A 17,150-nucleotide genomic window follows, 5' to 3' on the forward strand; every position below is an offset into this window, starting at 1 on the left:
ATGGTTTGGGGGTGTCTGGCTTTAGAGCGGGATGGTGCCGTGTTTCTTCGGGGGACGGGTTTCGCGTTTGGTGAGGGAATTGCGCAGGGCCAGGGCCACGGTGGCGCGGGTTTCCGAAGGGGCGATGACATCGGTGATCATGGCCTTGGCGGCGGCGTTGTAGGGGGAGCAGAACTTGTCGCGGTATTCCTGGACCAATTTGGCCTGGAGGGCCTTGGGGTCCTCGGCCTCGGCGATCTTTTTCTTGTGCAGGATGGTGACCGCCCCCTCGGCGCCCATGACGGCGATCTCGGCGGTGGGCCAGGCGTAGACGAAGTCCGCCCCCATGTCCTTGCAGCACATGGCGAGGTAGGCGCCGCCGTAGGCCTTGCGCATGATGATGGTGATTTTCGGCACCGTGGCGGCGGCGTAGGCGAAGAGCATTTTGGCGCCGTGGCGGATGATGCCGCCGCGTTCCTGTTGCACCCCGGGCATGAAGCCGGGGACATCCACCAAGGTGACGATGGGGATGTTGAAGACATTGCAGAAGCGGATGAAACGGGCCGCCTTGTCCGAGCTGTCGATGTCGAGTGTGCCGGCCTTGACCGTGGGTTGGTTGGAAACGATGCCGACGACGATCCCCTCGATCCGTCCGAAGCCGATGACGATGTTCTTTGCCCACTCCTGGTGCACTTCGAGGAATTCGCCGCCATCGACCAGACGGGCGATGACCTTGAGGGCGTCGAGCGGGGTCTTGGCGTCGTCCGGGACGAGGGCGTTCATGTCTTCATCCGGGACGAGGTTGATCGAGGGGGTCGGGCGGTGGGGTGGATCGAGCAGGTTGTTGGAGGGGAGGAAGGAGATGAGGCGGGCGGTGAGGGCGAGGGCGTGCTGGTCGTTTTCAGCCAGGAAGTGGATGTTGCCGCTGACCGAGGCGTGGGCCATCGGGCTGCCGATGTCGTCCATGGTGCACTTCTGGCCGGTGACCGCCTTGATGACATCGGGTCCGCAGATGAACATGTTCGAGCTGCCCTTGACCATGATGATGAAGTCCATCAGGGCGGGGGAGTAGGCCGCGCCTCCGGCGCAGGGGCCGGCCACGATGGAGATCTGGGGCACCACGCCGGAGAGGAGGACGTTGTGGAAGAAGACGCTGCCGTAGCCGGACAGGGCCTCGTCGCCCTCCTGAATGCGGGCTCCGCCGGAGTCATTGATGGCCACCACGGGCATGCCGCAGTGCAGGGCATGTTTCATCAGGTCGGTGATCTTGCGGGCATGGATCTTTCCGAGCGAGCCCCCGCCGACGGTGAAGTCCTGCGAGATCAGGGCCACAGGTCGTCCGTCGACCTGGCCGATGCCGGTGATGACGCCGTCGCCGGGCATGGATTTGCCCTTGAGGCCGAAGTCTTGGCAGGAATTGTCGCCGTGCGTGCCCATTTCCTGGAAGGAGCCGTGGGCGACGAATTGTTCCACGCGTTCGCGGGCGGAAAGGACTCCCTTGGCATGACGGGCGGCGATTTTGTCCTCGCCCCCGGCGGCGCGGATTTTCGCGCGGTTTTTTTTCAGTTCATCAAGCAGTGCGGGTTGGATGGGCATGTGCGTATAAAGGTTTAGGTGTTGGGTTTTAAGTGGAGGCGGGCTTGGGCATGCAGAACTCGGTCAGGACACCCTGGGTGGACTTGGGGTGGAGGAAGGCGACCAGTTTCCCGGCGGCCCCTTCGAAGGGGACTTCATGGATGACCTGGCAGCCGGCGGCTTTGGCCTGGGCCAGTTGGGCTTCGATGCCATCTGTGGCGAAGGCCACATGGTGGATGCCGCCATGGGGATTTTTTTCCAGGAATTTGGCAATCGGGCTGTCCGGGGAAGTGGGTTCCAAGAGTTCGAGGTGGACTTCGCCGCAATTGAAAAAGGCGGTCTTGACCTTTTGTGAGACAACTTCCTCGCGCTTCTCACATTTCAGCCCCAGGGCGTTTTCGTAGTAGGGAATGGATTCGTCGAGGGATTTGACGGCGATACCGAGGTGGTCGATGTGTTTAATCATTAGGGCTCCTTAAGTTGCGGCTTCATTTAAGGCCTACAGGGGCCTTTTGGCCAGCCAAATATTAAAAATTCTAATTTATAAACCAAGCTAATATAAGCGAATTAAGCCTAATTCATGCCTCCAGGCCTCCCTGCGTCTAAGCTGGGTTGGGGTGATGGACTCCGGCCTCGGCGAGCCAGGCATCCAAGACCCGTGCATTGCCCAGACTGTCGTCCCAGCTGATTTTTGGGGATTGCTTGAGGCCTGAGCGAACGCAACGGGCCACTTCCGCCGCCTGGAGCGCATAGACCGGACGGGCGGAAAATACCGGGTGTGGAACACTCCAGAATCGTCCATGAGGTTGGTGCCAGACGAGGGCGTTGCGTCCGAGCCATCTGGAAAGCCATGGTTGGTCGATCCTCAATCGACCGCGGGTGCCGGTGAGCTCGACCCATGCTCCCCGTTGGAGGGCCACGCCACAGTGGGCTTCGGCGGTCAACCCGTCGGCAAAGGTCAGGAGGGCGGAGGCGGCCCCATCCGCCCCCGTGGGCAGGAGGCGTGCCGTGCCCTTGAAAGTGAGCGGTTCCGCGAAGGGTTTGTTGGCTGACGCGCCGGCGAGCAGGCGGATCAGGGAAATGGGGTAACAACCGATATCGAGAATGCCGCCTCCCCCCAGCGCCAGGGCGACCAGGCGATGTTCCGGCGGAACCGGGGCATCGAAGCTGAAGCAGGCGGCGATGTGTTGCAGGCGGCCGAGACGTTCCGCGCGGACCCACTCGATCAGGAAAGCCGTCACTGGATGGCAGCGATACATGAACGCTTCCATCAGGAAGACCCCATGAATCCGAGCGGCCGTGATGGCGAGCTCCACCTGGGATGCGCTCATGCCCATGGGCTTTTCGCAGAGGATGTGCTTGCCCGCGGCAGCGGCGCGCGTGGCCCATTCGACGTGGAACGGGTGCGGTGTGGCAATATAGACGGCTTCAACCGAAGGATTGTCCAGGAGTTCCTGGTAACTGCCGTGGGGGGTGGCTCCGGGGACTGTGGTGGCAAAGGCCCGGGCCTCTCTGATGGAGCGGCTGGCCACCGCGACAAGGGTGCCGTTGCCCTGGGGGAGTTGGGAGGCGAAGGTGCGGGCGATGCGACCGGTGGAAAGAATGCCCCAGCGCAACGGGCGGTCGATTCCCCGGGGATTCACGCAGATACGATGACCCTGGACTTCCGGGCCATCAAGCGGAAAGAGGAAAGAGGAATCACCGGAACCCAGACACAGTCCCGACTTAAACTTTGGGAAGAAAGCGTTCCAGCAGGATGCGGGCTTCTTTCATCGAGTCGCGGTGGATGAAGAGGTCGAACTGGACCTTGAGTCCGAAATTGCGCCCCCGACCGGTTTGCTGGGTTCTGTCGATGAAGGCGATTTCGTAGGCGATGCCGCGTTCCTCAAGAATGTGGTGGATGGCATCGTGCTCCATCATGTAGAAGCGGCCGATTCTGCGGAAGGGATCGTCTTTCAGTGGCTCTGGCCCGGATTCGTTCATGGATCTGGGTGGTCCTTGCTTCCGGCCAAGCGGCGCTCGCCCAATTCGACCTTGAGGGCTTCGAGGCTCAGGTTGACTTCGAGGAGGAAAGCGGACATGGAGCAGATGAGGCAGAGGAGGATGCTGACGAAGAGCACCACGATGACCGCGCTGCCGTCGAGGGCAAGCAGGGAACAGAGGAAGAGTCCGATGATGAGGACCGCGAGGAGCAGGATGCCGAGGCCGGACATGAGAGTGGCGAATTTGAGGTAGCGTGCGCGTTGGAAGATGACGGAGATCTGGGCGTCGATCTGGGTCCGTTGGCTTCCCTTGGCGGAAGGCATCTCCCTTGCGAGTTGGCGTGAGCGGTCGATCAGGCGTCCCAGGCGGTTGGTCAGGCTGAGCAGGAGCAAACCGATGCCGGAAACAAGGATGACGGGTGCGATCGAAGCCTGCAGGATGTGGGTGAGGTGGGTGAAGCCGTCGGTCGGATTCATGGGTTGCAGCATGATGGAGCAGGCCGCCGCTGGCAAGATGGCAGTCTCTTTGCGATGCAGCCTCTCCGCTTCACTGGTCCCCAAAAATAGGTTGAGTGCGTTCATGTGTCAGGCTCCAGGGCAGCGAAGTGGAGTTTCTGGCTGGGCCAACACGTTTCCGTTCATTCTCCTCTGTGCGCGGTGGTTGATCCACCGTATCAAGGGGTGGCGGAGGGCTCGATGAAGACCGCGCTGGCCCGGTAGATCCCGATGATGCCCACGAAGATCCAAAAGGTGTTCAGGAGGGTGTAGGCCCGGTCCTTTTTCAGGAACGAACACCAGGCCAGAAGGACGGCATCGATGGTGTTGACAACCCAGATGAAAAGAAAGGGGCTGGCCGGGCCGAGCCAGCTCACCAGGGAAAAGCTGAAGATGCGCATGAGTACGCCGGTCATTTCCAGAGCTGGCAGATGGTGGCGGATGAAATCGTTGGGGGTCTTCAGGTTCATGGCTGTGGTATCACTTTTCGGCATAGTGGCCAGGGCAGGGCAGGCAAGATGGCGAGCGAAAATACGTTCAGCGCAACATGCGCCGGCGCCGGAGCATCCCGGGTCCGGATTCTGGGCTGTGCGCTGTCGGATGTGATGAGGAGAGGGTGCGCTCCGATGCCGATCGATCGCGTCAGGCGACAGCCGCGGCTTTTTCGGCGTCGTGCATGCAGGACGTTTTGGGTTCCATCTGCCGCAGGCCGAGTTTTTCCAGCAGGCGCTGGTCGTCGTTTTCGCGGGGGTTGTCCGCGGTCAGGAGTTTGCTGCCGTAAAAGATGGAATTGGCGCCAGCGAAGTAGCAGAGGGCCTGGCCTTCCGGGGAGATCTGGGTGCGTCCGGCGGAGAGGCGGACCTTGGTCTTGGGGAGGGCGATGCGGGTGGTGGCGATCATGCGCACCAGGTCGAAGAGATCGACGGGGGCATGGTCTTCCAGCGGGGTGCCTTTCATGGGCATGAGGGCGTTGATCGGCACGCTCTCCGGGGGCGGGTTGAAGGCGCACAGCACTTCCAACATACGGAGCCGGTCTTCCGTCGACTCGCCGAGGCCGAGGATGCCGCCGCAGCAGACATCCATGCCGGCCTGTTGGGCGTGCCGGATGGTCTGGAGGCGGTCGTCGAAGGTGTGGGTGGAGACAATGTTGGGGTAGTGTTCGGGGGAAGTGTCGATGTTGTGGTTGTAGGCGGTGACCCCGGCTTCCTTGAGTTCTTCCGCGGCTTTTTCCGTCAGGCTGCCGAGGGTGACGCAGACTTCCATGCCTAGGGTGCTGACCTCGCGGATGATGCCTTTGACCTGCTCGAATTTTTCCGTGCCCTCGCGGACACCTTTCCAGGCGGCGCCCATGCAGAAGCGGGTCGAACCCGAGGCTTTGGCCCGGCGGGCGTGTTCCATCACTTCGTCCACGCCCAGGAGCGATTCTTTTTCCAAACCGGTGTGGTAATGGGAGCTCTGGGCACAGTAGGAGCAATCTTCGCTGCATCCACCGGTCTTGATGCTCAGGAGCGTGCAGAGTTGGACCTCCGGGTCGGCCCAATTTTCCACATAAACCTGGCGGGCCCTTTGGATCAGCTCGAAGAAGGGAAGCTGGTAAATGGCCTGGATTTCGGAAAAGGGGAGGGATTTCGCCATGGGGAAATTTAAGTTCCCCTTGGGATACGGCTTTGTCAATCCCAAGCGGCTCCAAGGGCGGGTGGCGGCGGGCGATTCCGTTGAGGAACCGGGATTTGGAGGGTGCGTTTTCCGTGTTACGGTTGGGGATGCGATTCGAAAACCGGTTGGTGTTGGTGACGGGAGCGGGCAGCGGGCTGGGCAGGGCGCTGGCCCTGGCCTTGGCCGCGGAGGGTGCCCAAGTGGCCCTGCTAGGGCGGAGGCCGGGAAAATTGTCCGAGACCGCGGAATTGATTCGCGCGCAGGGAGGCCGGGTATGGCTCCGGTCAACGGACGTGTCCGTTTCCACCGAAGTGGCCACGGCGGTGGGTGAGATCCAGGCCGAGCTCGGGCCTGTCGATGCTTTGGTCAACAATGCGGGCTTTTTCCCCCGCAAAGCGGCCGTGCAGGAAACCGACATCGTCGACTGGGACCAGGCACTGGCGACAAACCTGCGCGGCCCGTTCCTGCTGATGCGGGCGGTGTTGCCCGGGATGCTGGCGCGTGACTACGGGCGCATCGTCAACATCAGCGCCCCGCTCAAGCATTACCCCACGGCCTCGGCCTACTGTGCCTCCAAATGCGCCCTCGATTCCCTGACCAAGACCACCGCATTTGAACTGAGGGGGAAAAACATCCTGGTCAACGCCGTGGAGCCGCCGTTCCTCGACACCGAGATGCATACCGGGGGCAGGCCGCCCTTCGAAGCCGCACCGCCCATCCTCGATCTCTTGGCCCTCCCCGACGGAAGTCCGACCGGACGCGTCGTCAAGTTGGCTTGATATCAAAATTCAGGGCTCATCCGGAATCTGCTTGAGGAATTCCGCAAGAAAGTTATTGATACTCGTGTTCCACTTTTTTTGATGGGCGGCCGTGCAACCAAATTGGAAATGGTTGACATGACTGCCCCTAGAGAAGAGTAGGTTCTTCACGCACATGCGGTCATTCCAGCCTTCACGGTCGAAAGAAAATGTGGCGAGTTGAGGTTTGGATTTACGCGAGTTGAGGATGGGGAAAGTCGGATTTTCTTCCATTTGGAAATTGGCCCGGGTTTGTTTCAGGGTTTGCGCCCCCGATTCGAGCCATTTCTCTACCGGAACGGCGTCTCTTGGTATGATAATCACATCTGCGGTTAGGAAGAAAGTTAGTGTCTTTCTGCTCTTGTCGGTGTCCAGATACTGGGCCTTGGCACCCCTAGGAAAGGGGGCATCGGTTTGGATGAACTGGCGGGGTAGACCTGCCACGGTGGCCGGAAAAAGCATGCCGGTGGGCTGGTGAAGATAAGTTTCCCGGGTGTCTTCCGTGGTTTCCGCTCCGCAGACGTTCCCTGATGAACAGGTCACTAAAAACCAAAGAAGACCAACCAAGTGGAAGCTCGGAGTAACATTCACTGGTATGTGAGACTGTTGATTGGCAGGCCGGCTGTCCAGATCAGAGTCCGTTGCGTGCCCTCAGAAGGCGGAATGACAACGCGCCCGGGCAATCCGCAAATAGACGGCTCAACCCTTTCATTTTTTTACTCGGTTCTGTACAGTACATAGCCGTGGAACCAGATTTATTCGAACATCCGTCCCGCCAGGACGAAGAGAGTCCGGGGGTATCGGACGCCCGCCACAATCTGGCCCGACGCATGAGGCCGCGCGATCTTTCGGAGTTCTGCGGCCAATCCCACATCCTCGCCCCCGGCAAACTGCTGCACCGACTGATCACCTCCGACCGGATCCACGCGGTCCTTTTTCATGGCCCGCCCGGCACGGGCAAGACTTCTCTGGCCCACCTCATCGCCCGGGCCACCCGTTGTCATTTCACGGCGCTGAACGCCGTGGAGGCCACCGTGGCCGACCTGCGCCGCACGGTCGAGCAGGCCCAACGGGTCTGGCGCCAGGAGGCCCGCCATACCCTGCTTCTGATCGATGAGATCCACCGCTTCAACAAGGCCCAGCAGGATGCGGTCCTTCCCCACGTGGAGAACGGGGTCTTGCGTCTCATTGGTGCCACCACCCAGAATCCTTTTTTTTCCGTCAATGCCGCGTTGGTTTCGCGGATGCAGTTGTTCGAATTCCGGCCGCACACCGAAGCGGAAATCCGGGCCCTGCTGGAGCGAACGGTGACGGACCGGGAGCGGGCGTTCCCGGGACTGGAGGTTTCCGTCGAGGAGCAAGCGCTGGATTTTCTGGCCCGTGTTTCCGAGGGCGACGCGCGCAAGGCCATGGGGGCATTGGAGATTGCCGTTCTCTCGACCCCGGTGGAAGCCGGATGCGTCAGGGTCACGCTGGCCGTGGCCGAGGAATCGATCCAGAAAAAGGCCGTGGTCTACGACCGCGATGGGGACGGCCACTACGACACCATCTCGGGGTTCATCAAATGCGTCCGGGGGAGCGAGCCGGATGCGGCGGTGTATCTATTGGCCAAGATGTTGCATGCGGGCGAGGACGTCCGGTTCATCGCGCGCCGGCTGGTGATCCTGGCCTCCGAAGACATTGGTCTGGCCGACCCGCAGGCCCTGGTCCTGGCCACGGCCTGCCAGCACGCGGTGGAGTTCATCGGCCTGCCCGAGGCCCGCATCCCGCTTGCCGAGACCACCCTCTATCTGGCTACTGCGCCCAAGAGCAATGCCGCCTGCTTGGCCATCAGTGAAGCCATGGAGGCGGTGGCCCGGGACCGCACCGTGGCTGTTCCCGGTGCGCTCAAGGACGCCCACTACCGCGGGGCCGGATCCTTGGGGCATGGGAAGGGTTATCTCTACGCGCACGACCACCCGGACGCGGTGGCGCCGGAGGCCATGATGCCGATGGAGAAAGCCTTCTACCGCCCGACCGGACGCGGATATGAGAAGACCATCGCCGAGCGGCTCGAGCGCTGGCGGGAAATCCGCCGGGCCCGGTCCGCTGGCAGGGAACGGTCCGAATGAAAATCAAAACCAGAACCCTGCTGCGTCCCTTCGGGCTGTTCACCCTGCCCGGGGTGTTGGACGCGCTGCTATTCTGGTCGATTTTTGCCTGCTCCTCAACCCTGATGCTCTGGCTGTTGACCAGCACCATCAAAACCATCCTGCGGGAGACGGTTTTTGGCGGGCTTTACGCCCAGACCGTGAGTGTGGGCGAGTTGGTGGCCTCCGATCTCGGAGCCGATCCGGCAAACAAGGGGCGGGGCGGAGACGGCTCCTCCCTGAAACTGCTGGAAAAACACCTGACCCGGATCGTGAACCGGGACAGCCAACTGTTAGGGGTGGCCGTTTTGGAGACCTCGGACAAAGGTGCGCGGATTCTGGTGGCTTCGCAGGACAGCGTGAAAAGCCGGCTGCCGCTGGATGAGGAGCGATTCCGTGACTGGGTTGCCATTGCCGCCACTTCGGATTCCCCCTTTTTTTCCGATTGGCTGTTCCTCCATAAAACGGCCCTGCCGCTCTTCACCCCGGTGGTGACCGAGCCCGAGTATTCCTTCCACTTCATCCCGGGTGCCGGGGAGGACCGCGGGGGCAAGATGGTGGTGGTGCTGGTCTTCAATGCCCCGGAGATCCAGGAAAAATTTCTCCGGGTGGACCGTATCGCCGCCACCGTCATCGCCATGGCGATCATCCTTTCCACCCTGCTCAGCCTGTTTGTCCGGCGTCGCAGCGTTCAGAGGCAGGAGGCGATCGGGGAGAAGCTGGCGGTTCTGGGTCTACTGGGCCAGCGGGATGCCATTCTGGCCGGGGTGGCGGCGGCGGCTGACGATATTGTGAGGGACAAGAACATCGAACCTGCAGTTGCGGGCTTGATGCGGCGCATCCGGGAGGTGCTGGATGTGCGTGATGCCTTCACCTGTCTCTCCCCCCAATTCAACCGTCCCGGTCCCACGGAGGAAAAACTGGCGGTGCTGGGTGCCCGCGCGGCTGAACCGACCCTTGACTGGAGCGACCTGGACCGTTCCGAGCTGTCGGGCTGGCGGGGGCGTTTTCTATCCCTGCAACCGGTCACCGGTCCTCTGGAGCAGTTGTCCACGTCGGAGCGGGCGTGTCTGCGGGAGAAGGGAATCCCCAACCTGGCGGCGGTGCCGATCCTCTTCGAGTCCAACCTCGTGGGGTTCATCGCGCTGGTGGAGGGTGATGAACAACGGTCATGGGAACCCGGTTTGCTCGACACCCTGCGGCTGGCGGCCGATCTGATCGGGGCGGCCTTTGCCCGCCGCGAGCAGGACCGGCTCCTGATCGAAACCGGCAAGATGCAGGCCCTGGGAAGGATGGCGGCCGGGGTGGCGCATGAGTTTAACAATTTGCTACACATCATATCCGGCAACCTCCGCATCTTTTCCGGGCGCGGGCAGACCCCCTCTGTGGACCGGGAGCTGGTGGATAAAATCATCGAAGCCACCGAACGCGGGGGGCGCATCGTTGAGCAATTGCTCAGCGCCACCCGGCAGGGGACGCCGGATTTGCGCCGGGCTTCACTCAACGAGGTGGTGCAAAAAACCGTTTTTCTGGCGCAATCGGCCCTGCGCAAGGATGTGCGCCTCATACTGACCCTGGATCCCAAGCTGCCACCGGTGATGATGGATTCAGCCCAGATCCAGCAGGTCATTCTCAATCTGCTGATCAATGCCCAGGATGCCATCGGGGGTGACGGCAAGATCATCATCGCCACCGGTTCCACGATGCAGCGTTTGAATGAAGGGGTGTCGCGCCATGTCTTTTGTGTGGTCCAGGACAGCGGTTCGGGCATTGCCGAGAAAGATATCGAACACCTCTTCGATCCGTTTTTCACGACCAAGCCACCGGGCAAGGGGACCGGCCTGGGCCTGTCGACCTCGCGGGGGATCTTGGAGCAACACCGGGGGGCCATTTTGGCCCGCAACATCGAACCACACGGGGCCTCCTTCACCTTCTACCTGCCGGCAGCCGACGATAAAGAACCGGTCCCGCTCGATCCGGCCCTGGCTTCCGGAACCGCGCCCCTCCGCCTTGAGCCGGCGCTGGTTCTGGTGGCGGACGACGAGCCCATGTGCCGCGACGTCCTCCGGGTCACGTTGGGCGAGGCGGGCATGCGTTGTCTGGAGGCCTCCGATGGGGGCGAAGCCGTCCGCCTGGCGCAAGAGCAGGGTGGTTCGATCGGATGGGTGGTGACGGATTGGAGCATGCCGGGTCTCCACGGGCGGGAACTGGTGATTGAATTGCGGCGGTTGTTGCCCGGCGTTCCCATCCTCATCACTAGTGGTTTTGTCTTGGAGGCGGAGGAGATCCCCGGGATTGACGGAGTGGTCATGAAGCCCTTCAGCCCGGAAACGTTGTTGCGGAAAATGGCCGAAATCAGTGAACAGGGGAGGCTTCGGGAAGGGAAGGGCTGACGGGGGAGGTGTTGTTGCCGGATTCAGCCGGCGGAGGAGATGGGGTGTTTCCCGGGACACTCTGCACAGGAGCTGGGGCAGGGGTCGGGTTTGCGGTTGGGGTTGGGGCAGGGGTTGGGTTTGCGGTTGGGGTTGGGGTTGGGGTCGGGGTCGGGGTTTGGGTTTCCGAGGCTCCCGGGGTTGCGGGGGTGGGGACTACCACTACGGGGGCAGCTGGCGCGGATTCCCCGACCAGGAATTCTGAACGGTCCCACCAAGCGGAGGGCGGTCCCGGGAGATCGGGAATTTCCCGGCCCAAGGGCACTTGGACGGGGTAGTAGCCGGTGGTGGCCAAAAGTGCTTTTTGTCGGGCGGGGTCGGTGAGCCAATCGATCCACTCCCGGACCAACTCCGGTTGGTCGGTCTCCGATCCCATGGCCAGTTGGTCGAAATGGATGACGGTGCCGGTCGGTGGAATGCTCCACGCGGCCGGTGCGGCGGGTTGGCGCAGTTTCCAAGCCAGGGGCAACAGCGCGGACGGGGCCTGGCCGGCGGACAATTTTTCCCAGACCTTGTCCACCGGTTCTGGGGATGGCTTCCGGTTGGTCAGCTCGGCGGCCCATTTTTCTTCTAATGCTTTGTTGGGAACATGGTTGGCCGAGCGGTTGAGGGACTTGAGCCACCAGGACCTGAGCAGGGCCGGTCGATCGGGCCAGAGCATTTCACCGGGACCCGTGCCGGTCGCGGGGGCGGCGGTCTCTGGGGACGGGATGTGCCGCATGACCACCCAGGGGGTCCAGCGCCAAGGGCGGGTCCACTTCTGTTCGGGATCGAAAGGGTGGTGGAGAAAGACCGGGTTGGCCCGCAATGCGGCCAGCTCACCGGGTAGCATCTTGAGCTGGGCATGGACCAGACGGTCGGGAGGAGCGATGATCAGGTCGGCATTTTTGGGCCATTCCCGGGTGTCCGTGGGCAGGGCGTGTTGTTCCCACTTCAGGTCCCGGCCCGCCTTCCATTCCTCGATCCAGGATTCGGGAATCCCTTCGAGATCGTAGTAAATATGAAAAACCTGTTTTTCGGCCTCGCGGGGATGCTCCGGGTGGGGGGCAAGCAGTTTTGGGAAGAATCCGCTTTCCGAAGCGGTGGCATTCCCGGCGGGCTCTGCCGCGGTCTGGTTACCGGACGGTGCCTCGGTGGGAGGGGTCTTTTTGCCGCAGGAAGCCAGACTAAGTCCCAAGACCAGGGCGGTCAGATACCTCCAGAGTTGCGGCATCAGACAGGACTAGCGTTCGCTGCCGCCTTGCCCAGCAGATTTTCGGGGTTAGCATGAAGGAATGTTGAAGCCGAATATCGAAATGAAGGGCCGGGTACTGCGCGGCGTGATGGGCTTGGCTTTGCTCGGGTTGGCTTACGTCCTCCACCAGTGGCAGGTCACGATTCTGGCGGTCCTGGTCGCATTGGGGGGTCTCTTCGCCCTCTTTGAAGCCGCCTTTGCCTGGTGTGCGGCTCGGGCCTGTGGAATAAAGACCCAGTACTGAAAACATGGAAGCAATCGAACGCGAGCGTTTGGAGGGCGAGGTCGCGTTGCGGCAGCTGGAACGCATGCGTTCGATGCAATACGCCTACCATCAGAAGTTCTTTTCCTGGATCACCCTGGTCTTTGTTCTTCTGGCCGCGCTGTGGGTCTTCGGAGGCAGCGCCGGACTTTGGCTTATGCCGTTCGTGGTGGTGACGGCGGGCGTGCAGGCCGCCTTCTATCTGCATTTCTGCGACTTCGCCCGTGTGCACGCCGCCGCTTTCGAGCGACGGATCAATGGGCTCCTCGGGGAGCGGGTGTTGCGCGGGTCTGAATTGGAATCGGATTACTTTTATCCCCTGCCGGCCCCCAAAGTGGCGGGTTTTGTGCCCTCCCGTCCCTTTTCTTTTTTCTCCGTTTACACCCTCCATTGGTGCGTTCTGTGGGCGGGGGTCTTCACGGTTTCTTTGTACCGCCTGTGGGCCGGGCAGCCTGGGCCTTGGACCCGCGTGGTGGTGGGCGTGGCGCTGGTCTGGGCCGTGGCCAATGCAGGCTATGTGGCCTGGTTTTTTCTGAGGGGCGACTCGGTCCGGCGCATGGCCCGGTCACTGGAGTAAACATTCATGCCGGTGTTCATGGCCAGCACCCGGGTGGGGGGGACGATCGATGAGGTCTACACTTTCCATACCGATCCGCACAATCTGACCCGACTGCAGCCCCCGGGATTTTGTCTTTCCCGTCTGGAAATGTCGGGCCCTCCGGTCGTGGGGTCCGAGGCCCGGTTGACGGTCCGTTTTCTGGGGGTGCCGCAGCACTGGCATGTCCGTTTGGAGCGACTGGATCCTCCGCATGGTGGGAAACCACGGGCCCGGGTGGTGGATCGCGCCCTTGCGTCGCCTTTCGGATTTTGGCGCCACCAACATGTTTTTGAACAGGAGGGTGGCGGCGTGCGACTGACTGATGTGGTCGACTTCGATCCTCCCGGTGGGCGGGCCGGGTGGGTGTTGCTCCCCGGGTGTTTTCTGGTCTTTTGGCTGCTTTTTTCATTCCGCCACGCGGTTTCGCGGCGGATCTGGGGACCGGGTTGATGGTGTATTTCGTGTTTGGCCGGGAGCCCTGCTGATGGGTAGGCTGGCGGGGTGATTTCCCAAGGATATGTCGGTCTTTTTGACGAGCCTTTTGACCGTGAAGGGGTGGCTGGATTGGTCGAGTCGTGGTTGGGGGCCGGGTTGCAAGTGGAGCAGGTTTGTCCGGGGAATCACGCGGGCAACACCACCCTTTCCCTGAAAAGTCCCGCCGACATCCTCTGGGAGCAGCACCTCCAGTTCCGTGTGCTCAATGGGGTGACCTTTGCCTGGGCCTACCTCAGTCTGGACCGACGGGTGGTGGAAACCAGCGGGATGCCCGATGAGGGAATCACCCTGCCGCTGGAAATCCTGGCCGAACTTCCCGGTTTGGTCGAGGTGGTCGACCAGATCAACGAACGTCGCCTGGACCAACTGGAAGCCGAGGGCCTCCTTTAAACGGGGTTGTTTGGCCTGAAAATTCTTTTCGCCTACGGGGCTGCCTACCGGCTAGAACGTTCAACTTGAGCGCTCGCATCCTGATCCTGACCGCCGGGTATGGCGAAGGCCACAACACGGCCGCCCGTTGCCTGGCCGCCGGTTTTACCCACCTGCGGCCGGACTTGCAGGTGGAGGTCTGTGACCCTTATGCCGTGTGTTACGGCTCATTCAACGACTTCATCCGCCGTCTCTACATCTCGGCGATCAACCGCACCCCGAATCTTTGGCGGTGCATCTACTGGCTGATGGACCGGACTCCGCTGGTGCCCTCGACTCAGTGGCTGGCGGCCCGGATGGAACGTTGGCTGGCGGCCAAACTTGAGCGGGAACGGCCCTCGGTCATCTGTTCCACTTTCCCGGCTTACAATTTCACCCTCGCGCGCATCCACGGGGATGCCCGTCCCTATCCCTACGTGCAGGGGACAGTGGTGACCGACTCCATTTCCATCAACTCGCTTTGGACCAAGGGTCGTAGCGACGTCTACTATGTGCCAAACGATGACACCGCGCGTGTGGTGGTGGACAAAGGATTGCCTCCGTCCGCGGTGGCAGCGGCGGGATTTCCGGTCCAACTGGCCCTGGCCCTGCCGGAACACCGTCTCGAACCTCCGCCGCTCGATGCCGGACGGACCAAGGTGCTTTACATCCTCAATTCCGGTAAAGCCCATGCCCCGCAGATTGTCCGCCGACTGCTGGAATTTTCCTCCATCGACCTGACCCTGGCAGTGGGTCGCGACGAAAAACTCCGCGATAAGCTGTCCCGTTTGACCCGGGGCCAGGAGTCACGGGTGCAATTCATCGGCTGGACCGACCAGATGCCGCAGTTGATGATGACCCACCATGTGGTCATCACCAAGGCGGGCGGGGCCACTGTCCAGGAGGCCCTGGCCGCGGGTTGTCCGCTCATCCTCAACCAAGTGGTGCCGGGTCAGGAGGAGGGGAACTGGTTTCTGGTCCGCGACCACGACTGCGGCACGCTGCAACCGGATCCCGATGAATTGGTCCGGGCCCTGGGAGCGGCCCTGGAAAACGGCGGGGCCGGCTTGAAGCGCTGGCGGGCCAACATCCTCCAGCGCCATCGTCCCGACGCCGCCCTGCGCATCGCCGAGGATCTGATCCGTCGCGCCGGTCTTTAGGGCGATTTTCGCTTATTCAGCAGCGGATTTATATCGTTTCTCTTACTCGCTCTCGTGCTCGTTCTCTCATTCAGAGAGCACGAGAATGAGAACGAGTAGCAGATTGAACGCAAAACGCTCTCGAATCCGTATACCTTTGCAAACTTCGCGCTCTTCGCGGTAAAGCAACTGCCTCAGGCGCCCGCCGGGTCGAGAACGGCCAGGCACTCGATGTGCGCCGTCCTTGGGAAGAGGTCGAAGGGGGTCAATTTCACAGGTTGCCAGCGTGATGAAAGGCGGCCGAGATCGCGGGCCAGGGTGGCCGGATTGCAGGAAAGGTAGGCGATCCGCCGGAAGGGCAGCTCAAGCAGGATGCGGGTCATGGATTCTTCCAGTCCCTCCCGGGGCGGGTCGACCAGGCAGACCGCACCTTCCTCCCCCCGGGCGGTGTTCCAAGCGTGTTGGAACCAGTCCTCACAACGACCGGTCAGGACCGTGGTGTGGGGCAGGTTCTTGGCTTCCGCGACGGAAGCGGCACGGGCGTCGTTTTCGATCATGACCACGCGTTGGTAGCGCCCGGCCACCTGCTCGGTGAAGAAGCCGACCCCGGCATAGCCCTCGATCAGCACCGGGGCGGGCGGCAGCTGGGTGGAAACAGTGGTCCTCAGGGCCTCGAGAAGGAAGCGGTTGGCCTGGTAGAAAGCGTGGCCTTCCACTCCACTGGAGCGAATGGTCCAACGGTCGCGCGGCGGGGGGCTTTGGCGGATCTTCCACAACTCCCCGTTGACCTCGGGATCGGCCAAGAGGCATTCCTTCACGTCCACCACGGCCCGCCCGCCGAGATCACGGAAGCCGATCTTATCATCGGCCAGATGGAGGGTGATGCGGTTGCGGTAGCCGTAGGCTTCGGGCGAACGCACGATGGGGTCGATCGGGAGGCCGGGGAGGCGGGCGATGCGTTCCAGGGCGTCGCGGAGCTGGCGGGTCTTCCAGTACAATTCGGTGTCGTATTCCAGGTGTTGGTATTGGCAGCCGCCGCAGGTGCCAAAATAGGGGCAGGGCGGGATTTCCCGACCCGGACCGCGCAGGAGGAATTCCAAGGGCTCGGCCCTAAGGAATTTTTTATGTTTCTGGGTGATTTTCGCCCGCACCCGGTCGCCCGGGGCGGTGAAGGGGATGAAGACGACCTGTCCCTCATGGCGCGCGATACCCTCCCCGCCGAAGGCCAGGGCGGTGATTTCCAGTTCGACAATCTGCGACATGGGGAGGGGTTGGGAATAAAAAAACCCGCCCGGGCAGGGGCGGGTTTTTGGGAAAGAAGGCCAGGATCAATACCAATTGTCGATCAGGTCGGCAGGCGGGTAGGGATTCTGTTGGCCGCTGTCGTAGGCGGGAAGTTTGAGTGACTCGTAAGGGGGGAAGGGCGCGGTGAGGAGTTCGTAGATCCCGTGGCCCATGTCCATGACCATGCGGCTGGTGCCTTGGGCAAAACCCTTGGTCACGGAGACCGTGGGGCCTTCATCTTGGAGGAGGCTGTAGGGAGAATCGAAGAGGTGCGCCGGGGCGAGAATGACGTTGGCCAGACCGCGACCGGCCTTGTCATAGAAATTGGGTTGCTTGGGCATGCTGAGGTCGGCGTGGGCCAAGGTCAGCGTGGCCAGAAAGGCGGCAACGAGGGCGATCTTTTTCATAAGAAAGGCATTTTTACGCTTTTTGCTGTAACTGGGCAAGTACGAAAAGGTTGGGAGATGCTGTCCGTAGTCCGTTGTCCTTGGTCCTTGGTGAATACTGGGAAGCGTACAAGGGCTGCCCCTTTCGTTCTTTGTGTCTTAGAGCCTATCCGGATAACCCGCGTGACCCGCGCTGGGGGTCAATAAGCCGTCCGGCGAGGCGCGAGAAGGGAGCAGGTATGAAATATACCCGTGACCGACGAGCAACGAAGCGGGGCGGCTTTTTGGCCCCAGCCCGG

General features: G+C 61.8%; 19 protein-coding genes. 8 read left to right on the forward strand and 11 right to left on the reverse strand.

The features are described 5' to 3' along the window. Positions 1 to 21: 21 nt before the first annotated feature. The 7 genes from SFU85_06240 to bioB form a co-directional block, all read right to left on the reverse strand. Positions 22 to 1,575 carry an acyl-CoA carboxylase subunit beta gene (locus SFU85_06240; GenBank protein ID MDX6766372.1) on the reverse strand — a complete coding sequence of 518 codons (1,554 nt, stop codon included), beginning with the start codon at positions 1,573 to 1,575 and terminating at the stop codon, positions 22 to 24. A gap of 28 nt (positions 1,576 to 1,603) precedes the next feature. After that, the gene (mce, locus tag SFU85_06245) at positions 1,604 to 2,020 is read right to left on the reverse strand and encodes a methylmalonyl-CoA epimerase (GenBank protein ID MDX6766373.1); all 417 of its coding nucleotides are present in this window, start codon (positions 2,018 to 2,020) and stop codon (positions 1,604 to 1,606) included. 136 nt (positions 2,021 to 2,156) lie between these two features. Further along, positions 2,157 to 3,197: a Gfo/Idh/MocA family oxidoreductase gene (locus SFU85_06250; GenBank protein ID MDX6766374.1), complete on the reverse strand. Its 1,041-nt coding sequence runs from the start codon at positions 3,195 to 3,197 to the stop codon at positions 2,157 to 2,159. Between the two features lie 82 nt (positions 3,198 to 3,279). Further along, positions 3,280 to 3,537: a hypothetical protein gene (locus SFU85_06255; protein ID MDX6766375.1), complete on the reverse strand. Its 258-nt coding sequence runs from the start codon at positions 3,535 to 3,537 to the stop codon at positions 3,280 to 3,282. Continuing rightward, entirely contained in the window at positions 3,534 to 4,013 is a 480-nt protein-coding gene (locus tag SFU85_06260; protein MDX6766376.1) for a DUF2721 domain-containing protein, read from the reverse strand. Before SFU85_06260 ends, SFU85_06255 begins: the two co-directional genes overlap by 4 nt. A 197-nt stretch (positions 4,014 to 4,210) precedes the next feature. Next, positions 4,211 to 4,501 carry a hypothetical protein gene (locus tag SFU85_06265; protein ID MDX6766377.1) on the reverse strand — a complete coding sequence of 97 codons (291 nt, stop codon included), beginning with the start codon at positions 4,499 to 4,501 and terminating at the stop codon, positions 4,211 to 4,213. Between the two features lie 172 nt (positions 4,502 to 4,673). Continuing rightward, on the reverse strand, positions 4,674 to 5,666 hold the full coding sequence (bioB, locus tag SFU85_06270) for a biotin synthase BioB (GenBank protein MDX6766378.1): 993 nt from the start codon (positions 5,664 to 5,666) through the stop codon (positions 4,674 to 4,676). 128 nt (positions 5,667 to 5,794) lie between these two features. Between bioB and SFU85_06275 the strand changes: the two genes are divergently transcribed. Further along, on the forward strand, positions 5,795 to 6,466 hold the full coding sequence (locus SFU85_06275; GenBank protein ID MDX6766379.1) for an SDR family oxidoreductase: 672 nt from the start codon (positions 5,795 to 5,797) through the stop codon (positions 6,464 to 6,466). 9 nt (positions 6,467 to 6,475) lie between these two features. On the opposite strand, the gene SFU85_06280 is transcribed toward SFU85_06275, so the two are convergent. Beyond that, positions 6,476 to 6,946: a hypothetical protein gene (locus SFU85_06280; protein MDX6766380.1), complete on the reverse strand. Its 471-nt coding sequence runs from the start codon at positions 6,944 to 6,946 to the stop codon at positions 6,476 to 6,478. 281 nt (positions 6,947 to 7,227) lie between these two features. Here SFU85_06280 and SFU85_06285 point away from each other — a divergent pair, with 281 nt between their 5' ends. Then, positions 7,228 to 8,595 carry a replication-associated recombination protein A gene (locus tag SFU85_06285; GenBank protein ID MDX6766381.1) on the forward strand — a complete coding sequence of 456 codons (1,368 nt, stop codon included), beginning with the start codon at positions 7,228 to 7,230 and terminating at the stop codon, positions 8,593 to 8,595. Next, a complete protein-coding gene (locus tag SFU85_06290; GenBank protein ID MDX6766382.1) occupies positions 8,592 to 11,006 on the forward strand; it encodes an ATP-binding protein in 2,415 nt (804 codons plus the stop codon). Before SFU85_06285 ends, SFU85_06290 begins: the two co-directional genes overlap by 4 nt. On the opposite strand, the gene SFU85_06295 is transcribed toward SFU85_06290, so the two are convergent. Further along, a complete protein-coding gene (locus SFU85_06295; GenBank protein ID MDX6766383.1) occupies positions 10,969 to 12,258 on the reverse strand; it encodes an ABC transporter substrate-binding protein in 1,290 nt (429 codons plus the stop codon). The genes SFU85_06290 and SFU85_06295 overlap by 38 nt on opposite strands. A gap of 61 nt (positions 12,259 to 12,319) precedes the next feature. On the opposite strand from SFU85_06295, the gene SFU85_06300 reads away from it, so the two are divergent. The 5 genes from SFU85_06300 (at position 12,320) to SFU85_06320 (ending at position 15,202) form a co-directional block, all read left to right on the forward strand. After that, positions 12,320 to 12,523, forward strand: a complete 204-nt coding sequence (locus SFU85_06300) for a DUF2892 domain-containing protein (protein ID MDX6766384.1) — start codon at positions 12,320 to 12,322, stop codon at positions 12,521 to 12,523. A 4-nt stretch (positions 12,524 to 12,527) separates the two neighbouring features. Then, on the forward strand, positions 12,528 to 13,118 hold the full coding sequence (locus tag SFU85_06305) for a hypothetical protein (GenBank protein MDX6766385.1): 591 nt from the start codon (positions 12,528 to 12,530) through the stop codon (positions 13,116 to 13,118). Positions 13,119 to 13,124: 6 nt separating this feature from the next. Further along, positions 13,125 to 13,589 carry a hypothetical protein gene (locus SFU85_06310; protein ID MDX6766386.1) on the forward strand — a complete coding sequence of 155 codons (465 nt, stop codon included), beginning with the start codon at positions 13,125 to 13,127 and terminating at the stop codon, positions 13,587 to 13,589. 51 nt (positions 13,590 to 13,640) lie between these two features. Next, positions 13,641 to 14,024: a hypothetical protein gene (locus SFU85_06315; protein MDX6766387.1), complete on the forward strand. Its 384-nt coding sequence runs from the start codon at positions 13,641 to 13,643 to the stop codon at positions 14,022 to 14,024. A gap of 65 nt (positions 14,025 to 14,089) precedes the next feature. Next, entirely contained in the window at positions 14,090 to 15,202 is a 1,113-nt protein-coding gene (locus tag SFU85_06320; GenBank protein ID MDX6766388.1) for a glycosyltransferase, read from the forward strand. 173 nt (positions 15,203 to 15,375) lie between these two features. On the opposite strand, the gene SFU85_06325 is transcribed toward SFU85_06320, so the two are convergent. Further along, positions 15,376 to 16,443, reverse strand: a complete 1,068-nt coding sequence (locus tag SFU85_06325) for a TRAM domain-containing protein (GenBank protein MDX6766389.1) — start codon at positions 16,441 to 16,443, stop codon at positions 15,376 to 15,378. Between the two features lie 66 nt (positions 16,444 to 16,509). Further along, positions 16,510 to 16,872, reverse strand: a complete 363-nt coding sequence (locus SFU85_06330; protein ID MDX6766390.1) for an exosortase system-associated protein, TIGR04073 family — start codon at positions 16,870 to 16,872, stop codon at positions 16,510 to 16,512. Positions 16,873 to 17,150 lie beyond the last annotated feature (278 nt).

The organism is Candidatus Methylacidiphilales bacterium, from assembly GCA_033875315.1.
GTDB lineage: Bacteria > Verrucomicrobiota > Verrucomicrobiia > Methylacidiphilales > CAZTYG01 > JANRJG01.

Excerpts from the sequence above, each read along its gene's own strand:
- SFU85_06240 (MDX6766372.1), bottom strand. The coding sequence starts at position 1,575 with ATGCCCATCCAACCCGCACTGCTTGATGAACTGAAAAAAAACCGCGCG.
- mce (MDX6766373.1), bottom strand. The coding sequence starts at position 2,020 with ATGATTAAACACATCGACCACCTCGGTATCGCCGTCAAATCCCTCGAC.
- SFU85_06255 (MDX6766375.1), bottom strand. The coding sequence starts at position 3,537 with ATGAACGAATCCGGGCCAGAGCCACTGAAAGACGATCCCTTCCGCAGA.
- SFU85_06260 (MDX6766376.1), bottom strand. The coding sequence starts at position 4,013 with ATGAATCCGACCGACGGCTTCACCCACCTCACCCACATCCTGCAGGCT.
- SFU85_06265 (MDX6766377.1), bottom strand. The coding sequence starts at position 4,501 with ATGAACCTGAAGACCCCCAACGATTTCATCCGCCACCATCTGCCAGCT.
- bioB (MDX6766378.1), bottom strand. The coding sequence starts at position 5,666 with ATGGCGAAATCCCTCCCCTTTTCCGAAATCCAGGCCATTTACCAGCTT.
- SFU85_06275 (MDX6766379.1), top strand. The coding sequence starts at position 5,795 with ATGCGATTCGAAAACCGGTTGGTGTTGGTGACGGGAGCGGGCAGCGGG.
- SFU85_06280 (MDX6766380.1), bottom strand. The coding sequence starts at position 6,946 with ATGCTTTTTCCGGCCACCGTGGCAGGTCTACCCCGCCAGTTCATCCAA.
- SFU85_06290 (MDX6766382.1), top strand. The coding sequence starts at position 8,592 with ATGAAAATCAAAACCAGAACCCTGCTGCGTCCCTTCGGGCTGTTCACC.
- SFU85_06295 (MDX6766383.1), bottom strand. The coding sequence starts at position 12,258 with ATGCCGCAACTCTGGAGGTATCTGACCGCCCTGGTCTTGGGACTTAGT.
- SFU85_06300 (MDX6766384.1), top strand. The coding sequence starts at position 12,320 with ATGTTGAAGCCGAATATCGAAATGAAGGGCCGGGTACTGCGCGGCGTG.
- SFU85_06305 (MDX6766385.1), top strand. The coding sequence starts at position 12,528 with ATGGAAGCAATCGAACGCGAGCGTTTGGAGGGCGAGGTCGCGTTGCGG.
- SFU85_06310 (MDX6766386.1), top strand. The coding sequence starts at position 13,125 with ATGCCGGTGTTCATGGCCAGCACCCGGGTGGGGGGGACGATCGATGAG.
- SFU85_06325 (MDX6766389.1), bottom strand. The coding sequence starts at position 16,443 with ATGTCGCAGATTGTCGAACTGGAAATCACCGCCCTGGCCTTCGGCGGG.
- SFU85_06330 (MDX6766390.1), bottom strand. The coding sequence starts at position 16,872 with ATGAAAAAGATCGCCCTCGTTGCCGCCTTTCTGGCCACGCTGACCTTG.